Source organism: Spirosoma oryzae (assembly GCF_003002825.1).
GTDB classification, from domain to species: Bacteria; Bacteroidota; Bacteroidia; order Cytophagales; family Spirosomataceae; genus Spirosoma; species Spirosoma oryzae.
Window position 1 is genome coordinate 238,030 of record NZ_PVTE01000006.1, and the last position, 21,928, is coordinate 259,957.

The 21,928-nt window shown below is 54.8% G+C and carries 11 protein-coding genes; 3 read left to right on the plus strand and 8 right to left on the minus strand.

All coding sequences use genetic code 11. The features are described 5' to 3' along the window. Positions 1 to 72: 72 nt before the first annotated feature. On the minus strand, positions 73 to 1,449 hold the full coding sequence (locus CLV58_RS09105; protein WP_106137475.1) for a hypothetical protein: 1,377 nt from the start codon (positions 1,447 to 1,449) through the stop codon (positions 73 to 75). Positions 1,450 to 1,789: 340 nt separating this feature from the next. Here CLV58_RS09105 and CLV58_RS09110 point away from each other — a divergent pair, with 340 nt between their 5' ends. Continuing rightward, a complete protein-coding gene (locus tag CLV58_RS09110; RefSeq protein ID WP_245882281.1) occupies positions 1,790 to 3,397 on the plus strand; it encodes a hydrolase in 1,608 nt (535 codons plus the stop codon). A 217-nt stretch (positions 3,398 to 3,614) separates the two neighbouring features. Further along, positions 3,615 to 4,082 carry a CHRD domain-containing protein gene (locus CLV58_RS09115; protein WP_106137476.1) on the plus strand — a complete coding sequence of 156 codons (468 nt, stop codon included), beginning with the start codon at positions 3,615 to 3,617 and terminating at the stop codon, positions 4,080 to 4,082. A 79-nt stretch (positions 4,083 to 4,161) separates the two neighbouring features. On the opposite strand, the gene CLV58_RS09120 is transcribed toward CLV58_RS09115, so the two are convergent. The 3 genes from CLV58_RS09120 to CLV58_RS09130 form a co-directional block, all read right to left on the minus strand. Further along, positions 4,162 to 6,105, minus strand: a complete 1,944-nt coding sequence (locus CLV58_RS09120; RefSeq protein WP_106137477.1) for a TlpA family protein disulfide reductase — start codon at positions 6,103 to 6,105, stop codon at positions 4,162 to 4,164. Between the two features lie 214 nt (positions 6,106 to 6,319). Further along, positions 6,320 to 8,725 carry an ABC transporter permease gene (locus CLV58_RS09125; RefSeq protein ID WP_106137478.1) on the minus strand — a complete coding sequence of 802 codons (2,406 nt, stop codon included), beginning with the start codon at positions 8,723 to 8,725 and terminating at the stop codon, positions 6,320 to 6,322. An 82-nt stretch (positions 8,726 to 8,807) separates the two neighbouring features. Next, positions 8,808 to 11,252, minus strand: coding sequence for an ABC transporter permease (locus tag CLV58_RS09130; RefSeq protein ID WP_106137479.1), 2,445 nt, complete (start codon positions 11,250 to 11,252; stop codon positions 8,808 to 8,810). Positions 11,253 to 11,608: 356 nt separating this feature from the next. Between CLV58_RS09130 and katG the strand changes: the two genes are divergently transcribed. Then, on the plus strand, positions 11,609 to 13,903 hold the full coding sequence (gene katG, locus CLV58_RS09135; RefSeq protein ID WP_106137480.1) for a catalase/peroxidase HPI: 2,295 nt from the start codon (positions 11,609 to 11,611) through the stop codon (positions 13,901 to 13,903). A gap of 150 nt (positions 13,904 to 14,053) precedes the next feature. Here katG and CLV58_RS09140 read toward each other — a convergent pair whose 3' ends face one another. The 4 genes from CLV58_RS09140 to CLV58_RS09155 form a co-directional block, all read right to left on the minus strand. Beyond that, positions 14,054 to 14,392, minus strand: coding sequence for a zinc ribbon domain-containing protein YjdM (locus CLV58_RS09140; RefSeq protein WP_106137481.1), 339 nt, complete (start codon positions 14,390 to 14,392; stop codon positions 14,054 to 14,056). A gap of 162 nt (positions 14,393 to 14,554) precedes the next feature. Beyond that, positions 14,555 to 16,915 (minus strand): ABC transporter permease, encoded by a 2,361-nt coding sequence (locus CLV58_RS09145; protein WP_106137482.1) that lies wholly within the window; start codon positions 16,913 to 16,915, stop codon positions 14,555 to 14,557. A gap of 67 nt (positions 16,916 to 16,982) precedes the next feature. Then, positions 16,983 to 19,406 carry an ABC transporter permease gene (locus CLV58_RS09150; RefSeq protein ID WP_106137483.1) on the minus strand — a complete coding sequence of 808 codons (2,424 nt, stop codon included), beginning with the start codon at positions 19,404 to 19,406 and terminating at the stop codon, positions 16,983 to 16,985. Positions 19,407 to 19,463: 57 nt separating this feature from the next. After that, on the minus strand, positions 19,464 to 21,875 hold the full coding sequence (locus tag CLV58_RS09155; protein WP_106137484.1) for an ABC transporter permease: 2,412 nt from the start codon (positions 21,873 to 21,875) through the stop codon (positions 19,464 to 19,466). Positions 21,876 to 21,928: the final 53 nt, after the last annotated feature.

The window sequence follows — 21,928 nt, forward strand, 5'->3', positions numbered from 1 at the left end:
TACACAGAGAAGACAGAGTATAAAAACTCCGTTTACTCCGTGTAACCTCCGTGTCTCTGTGTTTAAACCTGGCTACCGACCGCCCCGGCCACCGCCGTGAAAGCCACCCCCTCCACCGAAGGAACGCATACCACCAAAACTGCCGCCCCCAAACGACCGACCGCCGAAGCCACCGCTGTAGGTACGGGCACCACCAAAATTACCCATTGGAGCCGACACGCGTCCGCCAGCATTAGTCAGGCCTCCCGATGAGTAGGTCCGACCACTACCGAGCCAGTTGGGGCGCCCGCCGATCATACCGACCGTAGGCGTAAAGGCCCGATGGGCAGCATACATAAACCCGGAGTTGCTCGGCGACCAATAGCGGTGATAACCGATATTACGCGTATAGTAGGTATTGAACCGGTTGTACAGATGCGGGTAGTACCCGTAGCCCCGGTTGAAAAACCAGTTCGAAAAGCCCATCGAAGGCATACCGAACACGACCATGTTGCCCCCCGCCCCGTAATAGAAACCGGTGCCGTACCACCAGGCTGATGGATACCACATCGGCGAACCATACCAGGATGGGTAACCAAACCAGAATGAATACGGATTCTGGTAATAGTACGACGTGTTGACCCAAGCCGGGTTCGGGTTGATGCCAGTGGTGCTGTACCCATTCGCCTGCGCATACGCCTGACCAGCCTGCTGCAATTCCTGCTGTGCCTGCGGGTCCTGATTTAGTTCGCGCTGGTACTCGGCCAGTTCCTGCTGGTTTTGCGCCTGTTGCTTATCATGCAAGGTTGCCAGTTGTTGAGTGATACCATCCGGATCGGCCTGATACGACTGGCCCAGTTGTGCGGTCTGGTCGGGTTGGCTTGTCAGGAGCGATAGTACGTCGGGCGTGTTCAGCAACTGGCGAAAGGCCGTTTGCGTAGGCTCGTCCAGCGGAGCCAGCAGCTTGTCGAATGCCTGATCGGCCTGCTGATTGAGCTGGTCGGCCTGCACCAGATCGGCGTTGTGGTGGCGGTACAGCTTCCAGGCCGTTTCCTGTAGGTCGGTGGGCAGCGTTTTCGTCATGGCCTGCACCGTGGCTTTATCAGTACCGGCGGGCAGTGTCGCCAGGGCGTGGAGTACGTCGGGGAAGCGGGCCATGTCGTAAAACCAGCCCTGCTTGGTCTGGCCGAAGGGCTGAATCAGATCGGCGAACGCCCGCTGTGTCTGTGCCTGTTGCTGCGCCAGTTGGGTCAATACCTGTGGTTGCTGACTAGCCAGTAGAACCGACTGCCGGACATCGTCGCGGTACGACGCAACAGTTGCCAGCAGGTCGTGCTGTTTCGGAGCGGTAACAACGGGGGCCGGCTGGGTATCGGTTGTGAACTGTGCCAGAATCGACTCTGGGTGTGCGAACAGTAATCCCAGACCCAGTAGCAGGGTTGTCGTCGGGAAGTTTTTGAACGCGTTCATGGTTTCGTTACGCTAAAAATGAATGAATCAATAGGTCGACTCAGGCTGCGTAGAAAGGCTCGGTAGAGCGGATCGGCGGAGGAAAAGGCGATCAGTAATACAACAGCTACAGGCCGTAAAACGGTGTTTGCTGCGGGTTAATCGTTCGTTAAAAAAACGGAGATAGAACCCGTTGACTGGTGTTTTGCCAACCCCGTGCGGTGGGCGTCAACCGGCTAGTCAATGGAGCTGTTTTGTCAACGAAACCGAGAAATAACAAAATAATAATCGACGAAAGCGGTTCGGATCTCCGTAGAAATGAGAATATTGTCATTCTCTTTTCTATTTCAAAAACAACGCAATGATGCAACGAATGCCTGTGAAAAAATGGGGACTGATTGGCCTGTCTGTAACGGCGCTGCTGGTCGGTTGCCACTCGTTCAACGACCTGACGCCCGGCGTCGATCAACCGCTGACAGTCGGTGCCGCCCGCACAGCCGCCGTGTCGCTGTCGGAAGGATTCGAAGTCGGCTCGACCAGCCCAAAAACCGCTTACGACGTATCTCCGACCGGCTCGGCCAGTGGCGACAACGTGACGCTGAATTCTGGCTCCTGGAATATGTACGATGCGCTGGTCGGTAACCTCAGTGGTGATCTGAAAGCGGGCTCGTGGTCGGGCCGAATTCGCAACACGGGAAAGATTACGATGCTGTTCGACGTAACGTCGGGTATCAGTACCGTAACCGTTAAACATGGTACCTATAGTGGGGATGCCGCCAGCCAGTGGGGGTTGTGGTACTCGACCAACGGCGGTAGTAGCTGGACTCAGTCGGGTTCGGCCGTGACGACCGGATCGTCGCTTCAGACGCAGACGTTCACGCTGAACCTGTCGGGTTCGGTGCGGCTCGAAATCCGCAAGCTGTCGGGTGGTTCGTCGCGCATCAACATCGATGATATTGCCATCAACGACAACAGCGGTGGCGGTACAACCAACCCGCCAGCGACGACGGGCAAGAAGTTCCTCTTCGATGCCAGCCATTACGAAAACGCGGGCAGTGCCGACTGGCAGATCGACGCCGACGGTACCGAAAGCGTGCCGAGCTATACGGGCGGGACAACGACAGAGCTAAAAGCACAACGTACGCCGACACCCTCGTACACGGGTATCACGTCGAGCACGTCCGAGACGTATTGGAAAGGCGGTATTTCGGCCTGGGCCGTTGAACTGGTGAAACGTGGGCAACTGGTGGAAACGCTGCCCGTCGGTGCGTCGATTACATATGGTAATTCAGCGAACCCGCAGGACCTGAGCAACTACAATGTGTACGTCGTCGTGGAGCCGAACCGACTGTTTTCGGCGGCTGAGAAAACGGCCATTATGAACTTCGTGAACAATGGTGGTGGGCTGATGATGGTTGCCGACCACACGGCTGCGACGACAGGTGGCGCAGACGCTAACGGCTACAACCCGTCGGACCGGGATGGCGATGGTTATGACTCGCCCCGCGTCTGGAACGACCTGATGAGCAACAACGGCATCAACAATAACAAGCCATTCGGGTTCGTCGTCGACTATGTCGATATCAGCGAGAAGCCCACGACGAAGGTGTACACCGGTAGTAATGCCAACGCCCAGCTCGTGCTGAATGGAGCGGCTGGTACGGCCTCGAAGCTGGCCTTTTACAACGGCACCACGGCTACACTGTACCCGTCGACCAACGCCAATGTGCAGGGTCTGTTCTGGCGGAGTAGCAGCACCTTGAACGGCTCGACCGGGGTGATGGCCTTACTCTCGACCTACGGCAGTGGCCGGGTCGTGTTCGTTGGCGACAGTTCACCTGCCGACGATGGTACGGGCGATCCGAACGACAACCTGTTCAATGGCTGGTCGGGCGATCAGCCATCGGGCTACACCTCGCACCCCGCCCTGCACCTGAATGCGTCGCTCTGGCTGGCAAAAGCACAGTAAAGAAGTGCGTATTCGTAAACAAAAAGTCCGCTAGTTGATTGTCTGTCAGCTAGCGGACTTTTTGTTGGTAGTCAGTGGTTTATCTTCTTTGGGTTTGTCGTTAAACCGGACGGACGATGAGCGCGTTCGCTAAGAATGAGCATCGTCTCCGGTAATGTTTGGGCGAATACGTGTTGACAGGTGAGTTCACTGGTGACAACCATAACCACTACGACACATGATCAACACGAAAATGATGGCGGCTGCGCTCATGCTGATTGGCGCTCCGCTGCTGATGACTTCCTGTAGTATGACGGGTAGCAGCTCCACTCCCGACGACCCAAACGATACATTCGGTGCTAGCATGAGTGGCGCGAACGAAGTGCCACCAGTTAGCACGAGTGCTACGGGTAACTATACCGCCAACTACAACCGGGTAACCAGGGTACTCAGCTATACTGTCACGTACCAGGGATTGACGCCAACAATGGGTCATATTCACTCGGTAACGGCGACTACCGCTGCGGGGAACAATGGGGGTGTTTCTACCAACTTCGGTAGTACGCTAACCAGTCCGATTGTTGGCCAGACGACGTTAACGCAGGATCAGCAGGATGCTATGTATGCCAAACGGACATATGCGAACCTGCACACGACGGCCAATCCCAATGGTGAAATTCGGGGCAACATCGTACAAACCGACTAGACTAGTCGTATACGAATCATACTAAAAAAAGCCACCGGTATCCGACCGGTGGCTTTTTTCAATGCTAGGTAGTGGTAATTTACTCGCCCGTTTTGCTGGTCGTAGCGCCCTGCGTAGGTAGCTCGCGCAGAATATCGATCATCTGACTGATTTCGGCAGCTGTGCGGTCGGCGTCGCCATTGTAGCCAACACTTCGGAAGCGGACATTGCCGTTTTTGTCGATAATGAATTTGGTTGGAATTCCCGACACTTTGAAGTTCGTCACGACATCGTCGTTTTCATCGAGCAGAACCTGGAAAGGGTATTTTTTCTTCGCGATGAAGTCGGCCGCATTTTTCTTTTTGTCGGCTTCGCTTTGCCAGGTGTTCACAAACAGAAACTTCACGTCGGGCGACTGCGCGTAGTTGGTTACGGCTTTCTGCATGCCGGGGAACGAAGCAACGCAGGGACCGCACCAGGTTGCCCAAAAGTCGACGACGACAACACTGCCCTTCAGCGATTCCAGACTTACCGATTTTCCGTCGAGGTCCATCAGGGTGAAGGCTGGTGCCGGTTTGTTAATCAGCTTTTCCATCAGCTCGGCCTTCGCGTCAACCGCAGCCGCTTTCTTCAGTTCCGCCAGTGCGGCATCGTAACCGGCGGCTCCGTTCTGTTTCGTGTACGCTGTTTTAAAGAACGCTTCCAGCGTGTCGTTGCTGTTGCCTGCTTTGATTGTTTTCTGACCAAGGGCCACCAGGTCGGCATCGGCGTTTGTCTGCGCCAGTGCCTGCGCATACCGCTCATTTATACCCGGATCGCTGTAATCGATGGATACCGCAGCGTCTTTCAGATAGGGCAATGCTTCCGCTGCTTTACCTTGCTTCAGCAAAACGAAACCGTAAGTGTCCGCAAAATGCGCATAGGCGTTTTTGCGCTGCTTGTCGAGCTGCACGTCAGTCTGACTTTTGGCATCACTGGCACTACGGGGCTTACCAATCTGTGCTTTGCCCCAGTCCGCTGCCTGTTTCGACAGTTTCGCCGACATGACCAGATTCGTATCCTTTTCGGCATTATTCCAGGCAATCCCGTTATAAGCCTGCATGATCGATACCGTGCGGGCGGGGGTGTCGGCTAGTTTGTCGGCCTTGTCCAGATCCCCGGCGTCGATGTACGCTCGGGCCAGATTTCCGGTAAGCATAGCATCGAAACTGGGCAGTTGCTTTGAGTCGGCGAAGCGTGTCCGTATGCTGTCGAGAATCAGCTTTTTGGTTGCTGCATCTTTAGCCGCGCCGAACCGCCGGTAAGCCATATACAGTGCATCGCCCGCATTGGGGTCTTTCTGCCGACGTAGGTTACTGTATTTCTCCGACTCCTCTTTTTTGCCGATGGTCTCGTATGTACCCGCCAGTGTGCCAAGTTCATCCGTCGTCAGGTTAGGCTGCTTGGCCAGTTCTGCGGCTTCCGCTTCCATCACTACTTTATCGGCCGGAACCCGGCGGCTAAACGTCCAGAGGTAAGGCCGGATAAATTTGCGTTTCATAGCCGGGTTCGCTTTGAACTCGTCCTGGAAGAACGCTCTGGCCCGGTCTCTGTCGGAATCCAGTCCGGCCAGATACACCTGCCCGCCGTACCAGTCGCCCAGTGTGGCCCGGCTACCGGGTAGAATCGTTCCGTTTTTGTACAGATACGATGCATAGCCTTTCTCCTCGTTGGTGTCAGATCGTTTGTGGCCATTGGTAAACGTGAAGGCAAGTGCCAGCGCTTTGGCTGGAACCGTCAGCGAGCCTTTCCAGCTTCCACCCTCTCTGGTGAGCGGAATCATAATGGCGGTTACGCCGTCTTCATCGCCGGTGAGCGCATAGGCGGTAGCGTCGACGGTCGACTCCGTGGCTAGTTTGGTGCCTTTGGGGTCGTAGGTGACGGTTATCGATTGGCCGGCTTCGGGCTGGGCCGGTGTCAGTTTCAGGGCGCGGGGATCGAGCTGGGCGATAGCGGGCGACAGTACGAGCAGGACCAGCGCCAGCACATGGATAAGGGTTCGCATACAGGAAAGGGGTTGGTTGAATATTGACGGCTAATTAGTTACAAAATAGCTTGTTAACAACGAATTGTCACTGTAGCTATACATAAATTGTACAAGTGGTTGTGCGTATCGACATGGATTGCTTTTGATACCATAGTCTGCCGGCTTGTACAGTGGCATACGTCGTGATTCCCGATACGTGTCTGATGCGCGACGTGACGATTTTTCACAACTGCTACTCGCTTTTGAGCGACTTGACGGGGTTGACCAGCGCGGCCCGGACGGCCTGCGAGCCGGTAAGGACCATGGCGCTCGCCATCAGCATCAGCAGGGGCAGTACAAACGCCCAGAGCGAAACATCGATGCGGTACGCGTATTGGTCGAGCCATTGCTGCATCAGCCCATACGCCAGCGCTGCCGACACGACACCCGCGATGCCCATGATCGGTATGAACTCCCGCACGAATAAGCCAACGATGTCGCCGATCGACGCGCCCAGCACACGGCGGATACCGATGGCTTTGGTCTGCCGCTGGACGGCAATCGACACCAGCCCCAGAATACCCAGCAGGGCGATGAGTGCTGCCAGCGCCGTTGCCAGATAGGTCGCCCGCTGCAATTGAAATTCGGCTTCGTACAGGCTGCGCAGCGTATCGTCCATGAAGGTGTACTCGAACGAACTGCCGGGCATCAGTACGGCCCACCTGGCTTGTATGGCGTCGAGGGTTTTGCCGACAGTGCCGGGCTGTAGCCGGAACGAAAAATAGCGGTAGATGGCGACGTTGCTAACCGAGAAGAAAGCAAGGGGCTGAATGGCCTGATGCATCGAACCCGTCTGAAAATCACTTGTAATGCCCCGGATCGTAAACACCCGTGGATCGCTGGTGACTCGTACCGGCTGTCCGAGCGCGGCCTGTGGAGTCGCATACCCCAGTGCCCGCGCGGCTTTCTCGTTGATGACCACACCCAGCGAATCACTGATACTCCCGTCGAAAAACTGACCCGACCGAAGCGGAATCCGGTACGTGTTCAGATACTGATCGTCGGTGATGAGCGCCTGCATCGGCGTCGCCCGGCTGGAGTCGACGCCCTGCCGGTACAGCATGGGTTGGGTGCCCAAGTTACCGTTCGGAATCTCGTGCGACAGACTGACGCTGGCTACCTGCGGCAGTCGGGCAAACTGTTGACGCAGGGCTTCCATGCGCTGCACACCCGCCGGCGACCAGTCGCGGGGAACCGGTGCCGACACGACATACGTCCGATCGTAGCCCAGTTTCTGCCCGAAAAAGAACTGCACCTGTTGCGTAACGAGTACGGCCGCAATCAGTACCAGCGCTGCGACGCAGAATTGAAAGCCGATCAGCACTTTGCGCAGGCTTGTTTTACCGGCTACCGACTGAAGCTGTCCCTTCACCGCGTCGACCATGCGCAGCGACGACAGCACGACGGCCGGGTAGAAACCCGCCAGCAGACCCACTAGTAGTACAAGCAGGAACGGTACGACGGCGAAGCCAATGGGAAGGCTCGACAGCGGCAGCAACGGTTTCCCCACGACTTCCTCAAAGTAAGATCTGGCGAATGGATAGGTCGCGAAGGCTAAACCGGTCGCGAGGCTCGTCAGCAGCAGCGACTCGGTGAGCAGTTGTCCGATGAGCTGGTTGCGCGGACTGCCCAGCACCTTCCGTACCCCGATTTCCCGAATGCGCGTGTGTGATTGACCGATGGTCAGGTTGACGAAATTAACGACAGCCATGAGCAGAATAAACAAGCCCGTCAGGCCCAGCGTCAGCAGCATTCGGTTCACCAGCTGATTGTCTTTCTGCCGGTAGTAATCGGTCAGCAGAACCGGCTCGACCCACAGATTTTGACGGACGATCTCGCTCGTGTGCTGATTGATCAGCTGTTGAATGGGCTTCGCCAGCGCAGCCGCTGTCACGCCTGGCTGTAGTTCGAGATAGGAGGGGATGATCGCGTTTTGCCACGAATCGAAATCACCCCGGTTGAAATAGGTGGCTGCGCTGCCGGGAATGAAAAACGAATTGGCAGAAGCTGTGCTCAACTGCGTGACGGAGTTGGTCGGTAGATCATCAAGCACGGCCGTGATCGTGAACGGCTGATTGTCGCCCGCGAAATTCTGGATGGTTACCGTCTGCCCAAGTACGTCGGTGCGGCCGAAATACTTGCGTGCTTTTTCGGCTGTCAGCGCGACGGAGAAGGGGCGCTTCAAGGCTGTCTGCGCGTCGCCGTGCAACAAGCGAAAGCCGTACATGGCTAGTAGCGTACTGTCGCCCAAGGCGATGCTTTCCCGGAAATGATTGTTGTTTCTGGACACGACCGATGTCAGTCCGTCCCAGCGGTAATAGTTGCGGACCAGTGTCGAATACTGCTGCTGCAATTGTTTCGCCAGGGGAGCCAGCGTTGTAAAACCGGGGCCCATGTTGGGATCTTTCCAGTGACTAAGCAGAATGTATTGCTGGTCAGGATGGCGCAACGTTCGGTTCACCTGCCACTCCGTTCGGATGTACAGGCCGATCAGCAGTACAAACAGGATTCCCGACCAGAGTCCGACGATATTAATCAGGCTATATTTCTTGTTCCGGACGCTGTTCCGCCAGGCAATTTTCAGGTATTTTTTGAACATAATAAAGGAACGGTCAATACAGTGGAAAGGTAGCTAACCCGTTGATGCATTGGCTGTTCCTTAACGTTATTTAACAGTTCTGCTACTCACTCCGCAACGACTTGACGGGATTAATCAGCGCGGCCCGGACACTTTGAAAGCTGACTGTCAGCAGGGCGATGCCTACGGCCAGCAGACCTGCCAGCGCGAAGACCCACCAACTGACCTCGACGCGATAAGCGAAGTCCTGCAGCCAGCGATTCATGGCGTACCAGGCCAGGGGAGAAGCCAGTAGAATAGCAATAATTACCAGTTTGAGAAAGTCTTTGGAGAGCAGGGCGACGATGCTGGTAACCGATGCGCCCAGCACCTTACGAACGCCGATCTCCTTGGTACGCTGCTGCGTCGTGAAGGTCGCCAGACCAAACAGGCCCAGACAGGCAATGAAAATGGCGAGCGACGAGCCAACGGTGAAGACCTGACCGTACTGCTGCTCGGACTGGTACTGCCGATTGTAGTTCTCGTCGGCGAAGAAAAATTCAAACGGATTGCCCGGATAAGCAGCCTTGTACAACTGCTCCAGCTTCGCTAGTTTGTCCTGTACCCGATCGGTGGTGAGTTGAACCGTCAGGTCGCTGACCGACCGGCGCGGCAGAAAGACGACCGGTTCGATGGCGTACTTCACGCCCTGGTGATGGTAATCGGCAACGACACCGACAACCTCGAACGGTTGGCCCCAGTTGATACGTTGTCCGACTGCCTGAGCGGGTGAAGCAAAACCCAGCTGACGCGCGCCCGTTTCATTGATCATTACCCGGCCACTTTTCTCGTACCCCAGCTCCGCTTCCTGCATCGTAAAATTCCGGCCAGCCACCAGCTTGATTTCGTAGGTCGGCAGGAAACGGTCGTCGATGATACCCATTGAATACGTTTTTCTGTCGTCGCCGGGTCGTGGGTTTTGGCGGGTGATGCCGTTGGCCGTGAAATTGTAGAAGTTGCCCGGTACGACGCTCGTCTGGCAAAAGCTCTTGACGTAGGGGAGCTGACTGAGCTGGTCTTCGAGAACGGTAGTTGCCGGCTTGAACGAACCGGTTTGCGCCACTTGCGGTCCTCTGATGACTACGCGCTGTGTCAGGCTGACGCCGAGATCTTTGGTCTGCATGTACTGCAACTGCTGATAAAGTACCAGCGTCGCAATGACCAGAGCGATCGACGCGCTAAACTGGGCCACAACCAGCGCCTTGCGTAACAGGCCACTTCTGCCACCCTGATACGTGCCTTTCAGCGTTTGTATCGGCTGAAACGACGTCATGGTAAAGGCTACGTACCCGCCCGACGCCATTGCTCCGGCTACGAGCAAACCCGCCCCGGCCAGCCAGAACGTGCCGCTACTGAGATCAAGGAGCGACAAGTCTTTCTGGATAAAGTCATTGAAAGCCGGCTGTAGCAGCGCGACCAGTAGTAGTGCCAGCGCGAACCCCAATCCATTCAGGAGTAACGACTCTCCCAGAAACTGCCCGATGAGTTGCCCCGGCCCGGCGCCGATTACTTTCCGAACGCCGACCTCTTTTGCCCGTTTCAGCGCCCCGGCAGTCGACAGGTTGACGTAGTTGAACCAGGCGATCAGCAAAACTAGCCCGGCAATACCGCTGAGCAGGTACACGAAGCCCAAGCTGCCGCTGGTTGTATAAACGTCGCTCAGGGAAGCGGCCAGGTGCAGCGTCGTCGCGGGTTGCACGATAAACTGATTGTCGCTGTTGAACGCTGCCTGTTTGGCCAGGGCATTAATCTTCGCTGCCAACGCCTTATCGTTGGCTGTTTCGCCTGACTGTGTGGCATCCGTCAGTTGCAGAAAGGTGGTCAGATACGTGCCGTAAAAACTGTCGAGACGCGCCCAGTCGTTGTTGTTCAGATTCGCGGAACTTGCCAGTGTTTGCAGCGAAAACACCGCGTCGAACGACAAGTCTGAATGTTGGGGCATGTCGGCATAGACCGCTGTTACCGTATACGGCGTTTTGCCGAACTGATTGTTGAGCGTTAGGGTCTGCCCCACCGGATTCCGGGTACCGAAATACGTACGAGCCCGCGACTGCGACAGGGCCACCGTATTGGGTTGGGTAAGCGCCGTGCTGGCAACCCCTTTTACAAGTGGAAACGAGAATAGCGTGAAGAAGCTGGCGTCGGCATACGCCAGCTTGCTTTCCCGAAACGACTGGTTTGTTGGCGCGTCGGGAAAGCTGACGATACCGTTGGCCGAGTGTTCAGCGATACGGCAGAACGCCCGTACTTCCGGACACTTCGCTTTGACCAGCGGCCCGATGGGTGGCGACAGATCAGACCAGACGTCGCCAGCCTTATTCTGGTTAAGCAGCCGGTACAGTGTCGGAAGGTTTGTGTGAAACTGGTTATAGCTCCGTTCGTACGCTACGTACTCCAGGATCAGTACAAATGCCGTGATGCCCAGCGCCAGCCCGGCGATGTTGACCAGCGAGAATACTCGATTTTTGCGCAGTGTACGTAGCGCAATCTTGAGGTAGTTAACAAGCATACAGACTGTCGTTTAGGCGTACCATGCGTATCGTACAGGACGATGGACCAAAGTTCGTACCGTAAAGTATAACTAGTTGATTAGTAGTGGTTTGTTTGTTTGGGTGGTTTAAATTATGTCCGTAATTGGACGAAGTGACTTCCCGGACCGGACAGTTAGCTAACCGATTGTCAGTCAGTGGGTAGCGCATCGTCAATATCGGGATCTCTGCCTACTGATTGATTATATAGATATTATATATGAAATAATAAAACAAATCAATTTGATAGATATGGTAATTGTCCGTAAACTTGTCGGGTCAAACAAAGCGCGCATACACGAACGTGCCGCTAAGCAATCATTACTAGTCTACTCTTATGGACAACTATTCAGGTGACATCAGCAAGTGCCCGGTTTACGGTGGTGCTCAGACCAACGGAGCGGCCGAAAAAACGAACGCTGCTGGTAATGGCATGCAAAACCGCGATTGGTGGCCTAACCAGTTGAAAGTTAACCTGCTTCGGCAACACTCGTCGGCATCGAACCCGATGGGTGAATCGTTCAACTATGCTGAAGAATTCAAAAGCCTTGACCTGGAGGCTGTAAAGCAGGATCTGCACGCGCTGATGACCGATTCGCAGGATTGGTGGCCTGCTGACTTTGGTCACTACGGTCCGCTGTTCATACGGATGGCCTGGCACAGCGCGGGTACCTATCGCATCGGTGACGGCCGGGGGGGTGCAGGCGCTGGTCAGCAGCGGTTTGCTCCGCTCAACAGCTGGCCCGATAACGTTAGCCTCGACAAGGCGCGCCGGCTGCTGTGGCCGATCAAGCAGAAGTACGGTCGTAAAATTTCGTGGGCCGATCTGCTGATTCTGACCGGTAACGTAGCACTGGAGTCGATGGGCTTCAAGACCTTCGGTTTTGCCGGTGGCCGGGCCGACGTGTGGGAGCCTGAACTGGATGTATACTGGGGTGCGGAAGATAAATGGCTGGGTAGCGACAAACGCTATGCGCGCGGCTCGGAAGGCGTCGACGAAAATCACGGCGTAGTGGTGTCGGACGACGATGCCGACGGCAAACTGCACAGCCGTAACCTGGAACAACCGCTGGCAGCCGCCAACATGGGGCTGATCTACGTGAACCCGGAAGGACCGGACGGTAACCCCGATCCGATCGCTGCGGCCCATGACATTCGGCAGACCTTCGGTCGGATGGCGATGAACGACGAAGAAACGGTAGCGCTGATCGCTGGTGGGCACAGCTTTGGTAAAACCCACGGTGCCGCTCCATCAGAACACGTTGGCGCTGATCCGGAAGCTGCCGATCTGGAGTCGCAGGGCTTTGGCTGGGCGAACTCGTTCGGCAGCGGTAAAGGGGCCGATACGATCACCAGTGGGCTGGAAGTAACCTGGACGACCACGCCGACGCAGTGGAGCAACAACTACTTCGAGAACCTGTTCAACTTCGAGTGGGAACTGACCAAGAGCCCCGGCGGTGCGCATCAGTGGGTAGCGAAGGATGCCGAGAACACGATTCCGGACGCGTATGATGCCAGCAAGAAACACCGGCCAACGATGTTGACGACGGATCTGTCGATGAAGATGGACCCGGCCTACGAAAAAATCTCGCGGCACTTCCTGGAAAACCCGGATGCCTTTGCGGATGCGTTTGCGCGTGCCTGGTTCAAACTGACGCACCGCGACATGGGTCCGATCGCCCGTTACCTGGGTCCGGACGTGCCGCAGGAAGAACTGATCTGGCAAGATCCGATTCCGGCCGTGAACCACGAACTGATCGACGACAGCGACGTTGCTGCGCTGAAAGCCAATATCCTGGCGTCGGGTCTGACGATCCCGCAACTGGTATCGACCGCCTGGGCATCGGCGTCGACCTTCCGGGGTTCGGATAAGCGCGGTGGTGCCAACGGCGGACGTATCCGGCTGGCTCCGCAGAAAGACTGGGAGGCCAACAACCCGGCTCAGCTGGCAAAGGTGCTGGGTACGCTGGAAAGCATCCAGGAGGAGTTCAACAGCACCCAGACGGGTGGTAAAAAAGTATCGCTGGCCGATCTGATCGTGCTGGCCGGTAGTGCCGCTGTCGAGAAAGCCGCGCAAGCCGCCGGTGTCTCGGTTACGGTGCCGTTTACGCCCGGTCGGATGGACGCGTCAGCGGAGCAGACCGACGTCGAGTCATTCGCCGTGCTGGAGCCGATCGCCGATGGCTTCCGCAACTACCTGAAAAAGAAATACACGGTATCGACCGAAGAGTTGCTGATCGACAAGGCACAACTGCTGACGCTGACGGCCCCCGAACTGACGGTGCTGGTCGGTGGTATGCGCGCCCTGAACGCCAACTTCGACGGTTCGAACCTCGGTATCTTCACCGACCGGCCGGAAGTGCTGACCAACGATTTTTTCGTGAATCTGCTCGACATGCGGACCGCCTGGAAAGCGACGGCCGATCACAAAGAGGTATTCGAAGGTCGCGACCGGGCAACGGGCGAACTGAAATGGACCGGTACCCGTGCCGATCTCGTGTTCGGCTCGAACTCAGAACTGCGCGTAATTGCCGAAGTATACGCCAGCTCCGACGCCAACGAGAAGTTCGTGAACGATTTCGTAGCGGCCTGGAGCAAAGTAATGATGCTGGATCGCTTCGAACTGGCTTAAGTCACTAGTGTGAATGGCAATAGTAAGGCCGGCCCGGTTGGGTCGGCCTTAGCTGTTTTCAGGGGTCTGTGATACAATGAATAGTTGATTTTTTGTCATCCCTCGCAGGCTCGGGATGACAAAATGAATACGCGAAGACTGTACAATAACCTAAGCTTTCTTGACGAACTCCGATTTAAGCGCCATCGCGCCGAAGCCATCGATCTTGCAGTCGATGTTGTGATCGCTGTCGACCAGGCGAATGTTTTTTACCTTGGTGCCGGCTTTGATCCCCTGCGCCGACCCTTTCACGGGTAGGTTTTTTATGGTCACCACGGTATCGCCGTTCTGGAGAATATTGCCGTTCGCGTCTTTAACGACAAGTGAATCGTCGGCAGTCGGCTCATCAGTAGGATTCCATTCGTGGCCACATTCGGGACACACCAGCAGGTTGTCCATAGCATAGGTATACGTTGATTGGCACAGTGGGCACGGAGCAAGTACGGTCATGATTGGGCGTGTTTAATTGACCGCAAAAGTAAAAAATTACACCGCTAGTAGCTTTTTGACAGGATAAACAGGATTTTCAGGATTACGGATACGCCACTTTTTCCCGCGCGGCTAACCGATTACGCATCCTGTTTATCCTGTAAATCCTGTCGCAAAAACGCGTTATTCGCTACGCAATGACTTGACGGGATTGACCAGTGCGGCCCGGATACTTTGGTAGCTGACTGTCAGGAAAGCGATGCCCAGGGCCAGCGCCCCGACCAGTACGAAAAGCCACCAGTCGATCGTAATTCTGTACGCGTACGCCTGTAACCACTCATTCATCGTGTACCAGGCTATCGGGCAGGCAATGAGTATCGCCAGCGCCACCAGTTTCAGGAAGTCTTGCGACAGTAAACCGACAAGGCTGCTAACCGAAGCACCCAGTACTTTTCGAATGCCGATTTCTTTTGTCCGGCGCTCGGCGGCAAAAGCGACCAGACCAAACAGACCCAGGCATGCGATCAGGATACCCGCAGCTGTAAACACGTTCAGCACATTAGCCAGTCGCTGTTCCGTCTGGAAAAGGCGGTTGAAGGCATCATCGAGGAAGTAGTAATCGAAAGGGGAGTTTGGGGCATGTTTCTGAACGACTTGACCAATAGCCTTGACCTGTTGTTGGAGATCAGCGCCTTTTCTAAAACGGACATACAGTGTGCCATTGTAATCCGCAAACGTCCGGCTGGTGTCGGGGCTAACCAGCAGTAAGGTGGGTTGAATCGGATCTTTTACCGAACTCGTATGGAAATCTTCGACTACCCCGCGTACCTCTTGTTCCATGCCGCCAAAACTTAGTATTTGCCCTAATGGATTCTTGGCAATGCCCAGTTCTTTGGCGGCCATTTCGTTGATGAACACCTGTCCCGCTGTCGCGTCCTGCGGTGGATTTTTCCAGCGTAACCTGAGCGTTGGTACAAATGCACTATCAACACTCAAACCTGTCAGTGTGATGGGTTTTTGCATCTTAGCCGTCTTTACCGCCCAGACGTTGAAGCCGCCGTTGTAAAAAGCCATCGCACTAGTCGCAATTCGTTCGACTCCGCTTTGCGCCAGTATGTCCTGCCTGAAACTGTTATACTGCTTTCCCAGCGATCCACTCAGTGAGATGCCCATCACTTGATCGACGTTCAGGCCCAAGTCTTTGGTCTGCATATGCCGGAGTTGCCGCTGCGCCACAACCGTACAGAAAATCAATGTGATCGACACCACGAACTGAAAGACGACAAGCACTTGCCGAACAGACAGGTTGCCGGGTAGACTGAGTTGACCTTTCAGGATGTTAATCGGCGAAAAGCGGGACAGCACAAAGGCCGGATAGCTACCCGATACCAGAATGCTCGTCAGTAGAATGCCCGTCAGCGTCAGTAGCGAGAACGAACTGATAAGAAAGGATTGATCAATTTTGGCGTCGATCAGGCTGAGAAACGGGTCCTTGATCAGGAGCATTAAACCAACGCCCAGGCAAAACGACAGCGTACTGACGAAAGCCGATTCGACGAAAAACTGGCTAACGAGCGCCCGTTGATCGCCCCCCAGTACTTTCCGCATACTAACTTCTTTGGCCCGTACCGTAGCGCGGGCTGTAGTCAGATTCATGTAATTAATCAGAGCCAGCAGTAAAACGCTGATGCCGATCCAGAGAAATGTTTGTACGTAGCTGCCCACTGTCGAGTTTGTGACGTTTCCTCCAATGTGCATGCTGGTCAGCGGGTCGATGAGTGCCGTCGTTTTCGTTTTTGGCTCGTCCGAAAGCTTGATGTGCTTATTGAGAAACGACGCGAACTGCTGACTGGTAATCGTAGGACTTAGCCGGAAATACGTTTCGCCTTCAGGGGCCGTTTCCCATCGCCAGGCGGGGGCAAGCTGTTTGAAGCTGCTGGTTGCAATCAGCATTGGAAACGTAAACGCTGTGTTCGACGGTAAGTCCTGCATGATACCGGCCACCGTGAGCCGATGCTTGTTGTTGAAGAGTACTGTCTTGCCCAGTGCATCGGCCTGACCGAAAAATTTACGAGCCAGTGATTCGGTTAGAATAACAGAGCCGGGTCGGGAAAGGGCAAGGCGACCGTTGCCCTGTTTCATTGGAAACGCGAAAAAGTCGAAGAACGACGAATCGGCATATAGAATGTCTTTGACGAAGAACTGCTGATCCTGATAACGGACGATGTCCTTCCCCTGCCAGTCGCTGGAAATCAGCCGGGTCATTTGCTCCACGTGCGGTACCTGCCGTTTGATCCGATCACTCACCCTAAACGATACGGCTACCGAGTTAAGGTGCATCCCATCACGTTCCTGCTCGATCGTCATGCGAACTGTTTGCTGCGCCTTTGGGTGAAAGCGGTCGTAATTGTACTCGTGTACGACGTACAGCAACATCAGCATACTGATGGCCATGCCCAGCGCCAGACCGCCGATGTTCAGAGCGGAATACAGTTTATTGCGCCACAAATTTCGTACGGTAATCTTGATGTAGCTAGTCAGCATGGTTTTGCTAATTGATAGATAAATAAGTAGAACCGCAACATATTGCGGCTCAAACCAGGGTGCCGTTCTACTCCGATCGTAATGATTTAACCGGGTTCATCAGGGCTGTAGCCATTGTTTTGCCACTGATCGATATGACGACCAGCAGCATGATGAGCAGGGACGGGGCCGCAAACAGCCACCAGTTCAACTCGATGCGGGCGGCATAATCGGCCAGCCAGTTTCTGACCAGCAGATACGTGATGGGTAGGCCAATCGAAATACTGATTAATGCCGTCCGGATAAAGTCTTTCGAGAGCAACACCAGCAGATTTGCGGTACTGGCACCGATCACCTTACGAATGCCAATTTCCTTTGTCCGTTTGGCCACCGTGAACGTCGCAAGTCCAAATAATCCCAGGCAGGAGATCAACATGGCGAAACCCGTCAATGCACCAAATACCTGCTGAAATCGGTCGTCCGCCTTGTACTGCTTATCGTACTCGCTGTCCATGAAAAAATAACTGAAGGGCGCATCAGGAAAAGTAGCCTTGTAGGCTTTCTTCAATGTAGCCAGTTGTTCATCCGCTTGTCCGCCCGAAAATTTCACACTGGCAAACGCGTCGAACTTGGGTGAGTACAAATGGATGATAGGGATGTAGCTGGCTTTTGGCGATTCGTAGTGGTAGTTACTAACTACCCCGCGAATCGTGGCCTGACGGCCCCAGAATGTGACTTTTCGGCCAATAGCCTCGCGGGGCGACGGGATACTCCACAACCGTAAGACTTCTTCGTTGACAATCAGTTGTCGATCCGTCGTATCCGTCAGGGTTGGCGGAGTGAATGCATCGAAGTTCCTGCCGGCCAGCAGGCGAAGGCCCATCAGATCGATGAACGACGTATCAATATCGGTCAGGTAATAATTATAGGCGGTTTTCTCCTGCGTGTCGGTCAGGTTGATGCCCGTTGTGGAACTCAGCTGAACGGTACCCAGGCCCGGTACAGTGCTGGAAAACGAAACCGCTTTTACCTGCGCCTGACTGAGCAACGTTTGCCGAAACTGGCTATGATTGGTAGCGTTGCTTTTTACAGGGGCTTTCACCACCAGCGTTCGGTCAAGGCTGACACCCAGATCCTGTTTTCGTAAAAACGATACCTGTTGGTAAACGACGAAGGTCTGTACCAGTAAAATCAGGGTGATCGTAAACTGAAAAACAACCAGTGCTTTACGAAGCGTTGCCCCTTTGATAGACCGGGCAAAACTTCCCTTCAGTACGGTGACTGGTTTGAACGAAGAGAGTACGAACGCCGGGTAGAAACCCGATAGCACTATACTGAGCAGCAGGAAGGCACCAGTGCTAAACCAGAAATACATGTCTCCGAATACGTTGAATCCGTCGGGTAAGCCTGCCACCCGCACAAACACGGGTTCCAGAAAGGCAATCAACAGCAGGGACAGTAAACCTGCGGTAACATTGATCAGGATAGTTTCGGTGAAGACCTGTGTGCGAATCTGTGTCTGGGTCGATCCCACGACTTTACGCAGGCCTATCTCCCGCGCCCGGTCGAGGGCCTTGGCGGTAGTCAGGTTAACGTAGTTGACCACCGCACTAAACAGGACGAGCAGGGCTACGCTCAGCAGAAAATAGACCGACCGGGCGTCACCGTTTGGTTCGACCTCAAACGTTTTGTGCGAATGCAGATGAATGTCACGTATTGGCTGACTGATGATCCGCTCGTGCAACAGTCGTTTTTCCGCATGCAACTGATCGTTGAACGCTACCAGCGATCGCTCGAAGTCTTCGTAACGGGTCTTCTCCGCCAGCTGGACATAGGTGAGCGTGTTGTTGCCGTCCCAGTTGTTTTCCGTCTCGCCAAACTCGGTCAGCATGGTGGGGTAGGAGAGCAGCATGTTGACCTTCAGGTGTGTATTGACCGGACTGTCGGGTATTACCCCTACGATGTTGATTAGTACGTTTCCTTTTGATCGGGCAATCGTCAATGTTTTACCCACCACGTCAATTGTGTTGAAATACGTTCGCGCCATCGATTCCGTCAGAACGGCCTGACGAGGGTGGGTAAAAAGCGCTGTCCGGCTTCCACGCAGCAGCGGATAATTGAATAGGGAAAAGAAAGACGAGTCGACCGCAAAAACGCGCTCTACCAGACGATAGGTATTACCAACCCGAACGGTTATTGTTGGCTCACTGATCGGATAGGCGCGCGTGTAGTTAATAACCTCTTTCAGTTCGCGTTTGGCTCTGGGCCCCAGGGGTGGGTGCGTTTCCGTATCCTGGGTACTAACCGCATCTCCATTCAGGTAATCCATAGTCAGGCGCACCAGCCGACTTGCCTGCGGATTATCACGTTCATAACTCAGTTCGAACCGTACGTACTGAATAATCAACAGCGCTATCGCCAACCCTAGCGCCAGCCCGCCAATATTGATCAGCGAAAAGGTCTTATCTTTCCAAAGGGTACGCCAGGCGATTTTGAGATAATTAGCTAGCATGATTGTGCTGGTTGACGTATAGTTGAAAGGGTCTGCGACTCATTCGGGAATGTGGCTTTATTCACTACGAAGCGATTTAACCGGGTTCATCAGGGCGGCTTTGATGCTTTGGAAACTTACTGTCAGCAGCGTAATAAGCAGCGCGCCCAGCCCCGCAACGACGAAAACCCACCACGATAGTTCGGTGCGATACTCGTAGTCCGACAGCCACTCGTTCAGGTAGTACCAGGCAATGGGCGATGCGATGAAGCAGGCGATGAGTACCAGGGTCACAAAGTCTTTCGAAAGTAGCCCCCACAGGTTTAGTACCGACGCGCCCAGCACTTTGCGCACGCCAATCTCTTTGGTACGCTGTTCGGCGGTAAACGATGCCAGCCCGAACAGGCCCAGGCAGGAAATCAGAATGGCCAGGGTGGAGAATACACCGGCCAGCTTGCCGATTCGCTCTTCCGACGCGAATTTTTCACCGAACTCCTGATCGATGAATTTGTAGTCGAACGGGGCCGATGGGATGTGTTTCTTGAATGTAGCTTCGATACCCGCAATGGCCTGGCTGGTGCTCCGGTTCGGGTTGAGTTTGAGCGTGATCCAGTTGACGTTGTTGTAGTCCATGAAGTAAAAGACCGGCGTGACCGGGTCATAGGGCGAATTGGCCAGTACGTTTCGGACAACCCCCACAACGCGGTACTGCTTGTTCTTCAGCCCCCAGTGAACAAGCGTACCGACCGGATTTTTCAAACCCATAAACGTAACGGCTGCTTCGTTGACAAGAATGGCCGACGAATCGGTCGAAAACTTGCGCGAGAAATCACGGCCTTCCTTGACATGCCAGCCCACGGTTTTGCCGAATTCGGGTGTTACCCAGACGGTCCCAAACTGACCGCTGACACCAGGGTCTTGGCCCGGCCAGCTAAACGCACCTTCATCCGCGAAGACACCCGTTATCGGACTCGACGATTCAGCCATCTCCTCGATAAGTCCTGCGCTCGTCAGCTCGGTACGCAGCAGGTCGTACTTACCGTAAAACGCCGGGGTCGTCATCTTCATCGTCAACAAGCCGGTGCGGTCGTACCCGGTGGGTCTGTCCTGGGTATGCTGAATCTGCCGGTATACGATGATTGTCCCGATGATGAGCGTGATGGACACGGTAAACTGAACGACGACCAGCACCTTACGCGGCACGGTTGCCAGTCGCCCCGACCCGAGCCGTAGCGCCGAACCGCTGCCCTTCAGGACTTTGATGGGTTGAAACGAGGAAAGATAAAAGGCCGGATAACTGCCCGCCAGCAGGCCCGTAATGGTGATGAAGCCCAGACAGGTGAGCCAGAACGAAACTTCGGTCCAGGGAAATGTCAGCTGTTTGTCGGCCACCGTGTTGAACCAGGGCAGCAGGAGCAGTACCAGCAGCACCGCGCCGGCGAACGCCAAGGCAACGACCAGAAACGACTCACTGAAGAATTGATTGACCAACTGACGACGCTCCGACCCGACGGCCTTCCGAATCCCGACTTCTTTAGCCCGTTTTTCGGATCGGGCCGTGCTGAGGTTCATGAAATTGATACAGGCCAGCAACAGCACAAATACGCTAATGATGGCAAACAACCGGACGTACTGGCTGTAGCCGCCCTGTTTCACGCCCTCTTCCCAGTTGGAGTACAACCGCCAGTCGCGCATGGGGTGCAGAAAAATCTCGGCCTTGAACTGCTTCTCGTCGGCCGACAGATTGTTCAGTTTGGCGTTTTTGATCCGGGTACTGACCGTTTCCATGTCGGCATTATCGGCCAGTTGGGCAAACAACTGGAATGAGTTATCGTCCCACCGGCGTTTATCCCGCAATTGCTTCACCCAGGGTTGCGTTGCTACGAACAGATCCCAGGGGGCAATAAAGGTTAGTTCATGAAACTCGCTGTTTGCGGGTAAGTCGTCGTAAACGCCTGTCACCTTCAGGTTGGCTCGGCCATCGATGTCGATGATCTTTTCCATCGGGTTCGCATCGCCGAAAAGCGCCTTTGCTGTCGAGGCTGATAGCAGAATCGAATGCACATCGCTCAATCCTGCCCGACTGCCCCGTTGCATCTGGAGCGACAGTATTTCGGGCATTTCGGCCCCCATGTAATTGCCCGAGCGGGTTACGTGTTTGTCGCCATAGGAAAGAATACGGTCTTCCTGCCAGAACGCTATGGCCAGATGCGCAAAGGCGTCACCGTAGTTTGTGCGTAACTCAGCATCCAGCGGAATCGGTATCATCTGCTGTGTCAGCACGTGGCCGTTGACAGTTTGGTGTTGCATGACCCGGGCAATCCGGTCGTAGTGCTGAAACGACTTGTTGTAGGATAATTCGTCGTAAATCCACAGGCCAATCAGCATGGCCACCGCCATCCCGACGGCCAGCCCGCCGATGTTGATGGCTGAATAACCTTTGTGCCTGATCAGGTTGCGCCAGGCGATTTTAAGATAATTACGGAGCATAGTCGTGGTAGGTTATGGAGAGCCGCAACCGTTTGCGATGGTCGCGTTGAGAA

Excerpts from the sequence above, each read along its gene's own strand:
- CLV58_RS09105 (WP_106137475.1), bottom strand. The coding sequence starts at position 1,449 with ATGAACGCGTTCAAAAACTTCCCGACGACAACCCTGCTACTGGGTCTG.
- CLV58_RS09110 (WP_245882281.1), top strand. The coding sequence starts at position 1,790 with ATGATGCAACGAATGCCTGTGAAAAAATGGGGACTGATTGGCCTGTCT.
- CLV58_RS09115 (WP_106137476.1), top strand. The coding sequence starts at position 3,615 with ATGATCAACACGAAAATGATGGCGGCTGCGCTCATGCTGATTGGCGCT.
- CLV58_RS09120 (WP_106137477.1), bottom strand. The coding sequence starts at position 6,105 with ATGCGAACCCTTATCCATGTGCTGGCGCTGGTCCTGCTCGTACTGTCG.
- CLV58_RS09125 (WP_106137478.1), bottom strand. The coding sequence starts at position 8,725 with ATGTTCAAAAAATACCTGAAAATTGCCTGGCGGAACAGCGTCCGGAAC.
- CLV58_RS09130 (WP_106137479.1), bottom strand. The coding sequence starts at position 11,252 with ATGCTTGTTAACTACCTCAAGATTGCGCTACGTACACTGCGCAAAAAT.
- katG (WP_106137480.1), top strand. The coding sequence starts at position 11,609 with ATGGACAACTATTCAGGTGACATCAGCAAGTGCCCGGTTTACGGTGGT.
- CLV58_RS09140 (WP_106137481.1), bottom strand. The coding sequence starts at position 14,392 with ATGACCGTACTTGCTCCGTGCCCACTGTGCCAATCAACGTATACCTAT.
- CLV58_RS09145 (WP_106137482.1), bottom strand. The coding sequence starts at position 16,915 with ATGCTGACTAGCTACATCAAGATTACCGTACGAAATTTGTGGCGCAAT.
- CLV58_RS09150 (WP_106137483.1), bottom strand. The coding sequence starts at position 19,406 with ATGCTAGCTAATTATCTCAAAATCGCCTGGCGTACCCTTTGGAAAGAT.
- CLV58_RS09155 (WP_106137484.1), bottom strand. The coding sequence starts at position 21,875 with ATGCTCCGTAATTATCTTAAAATCGCCTGGCGCAACCTGATCAGGCAC.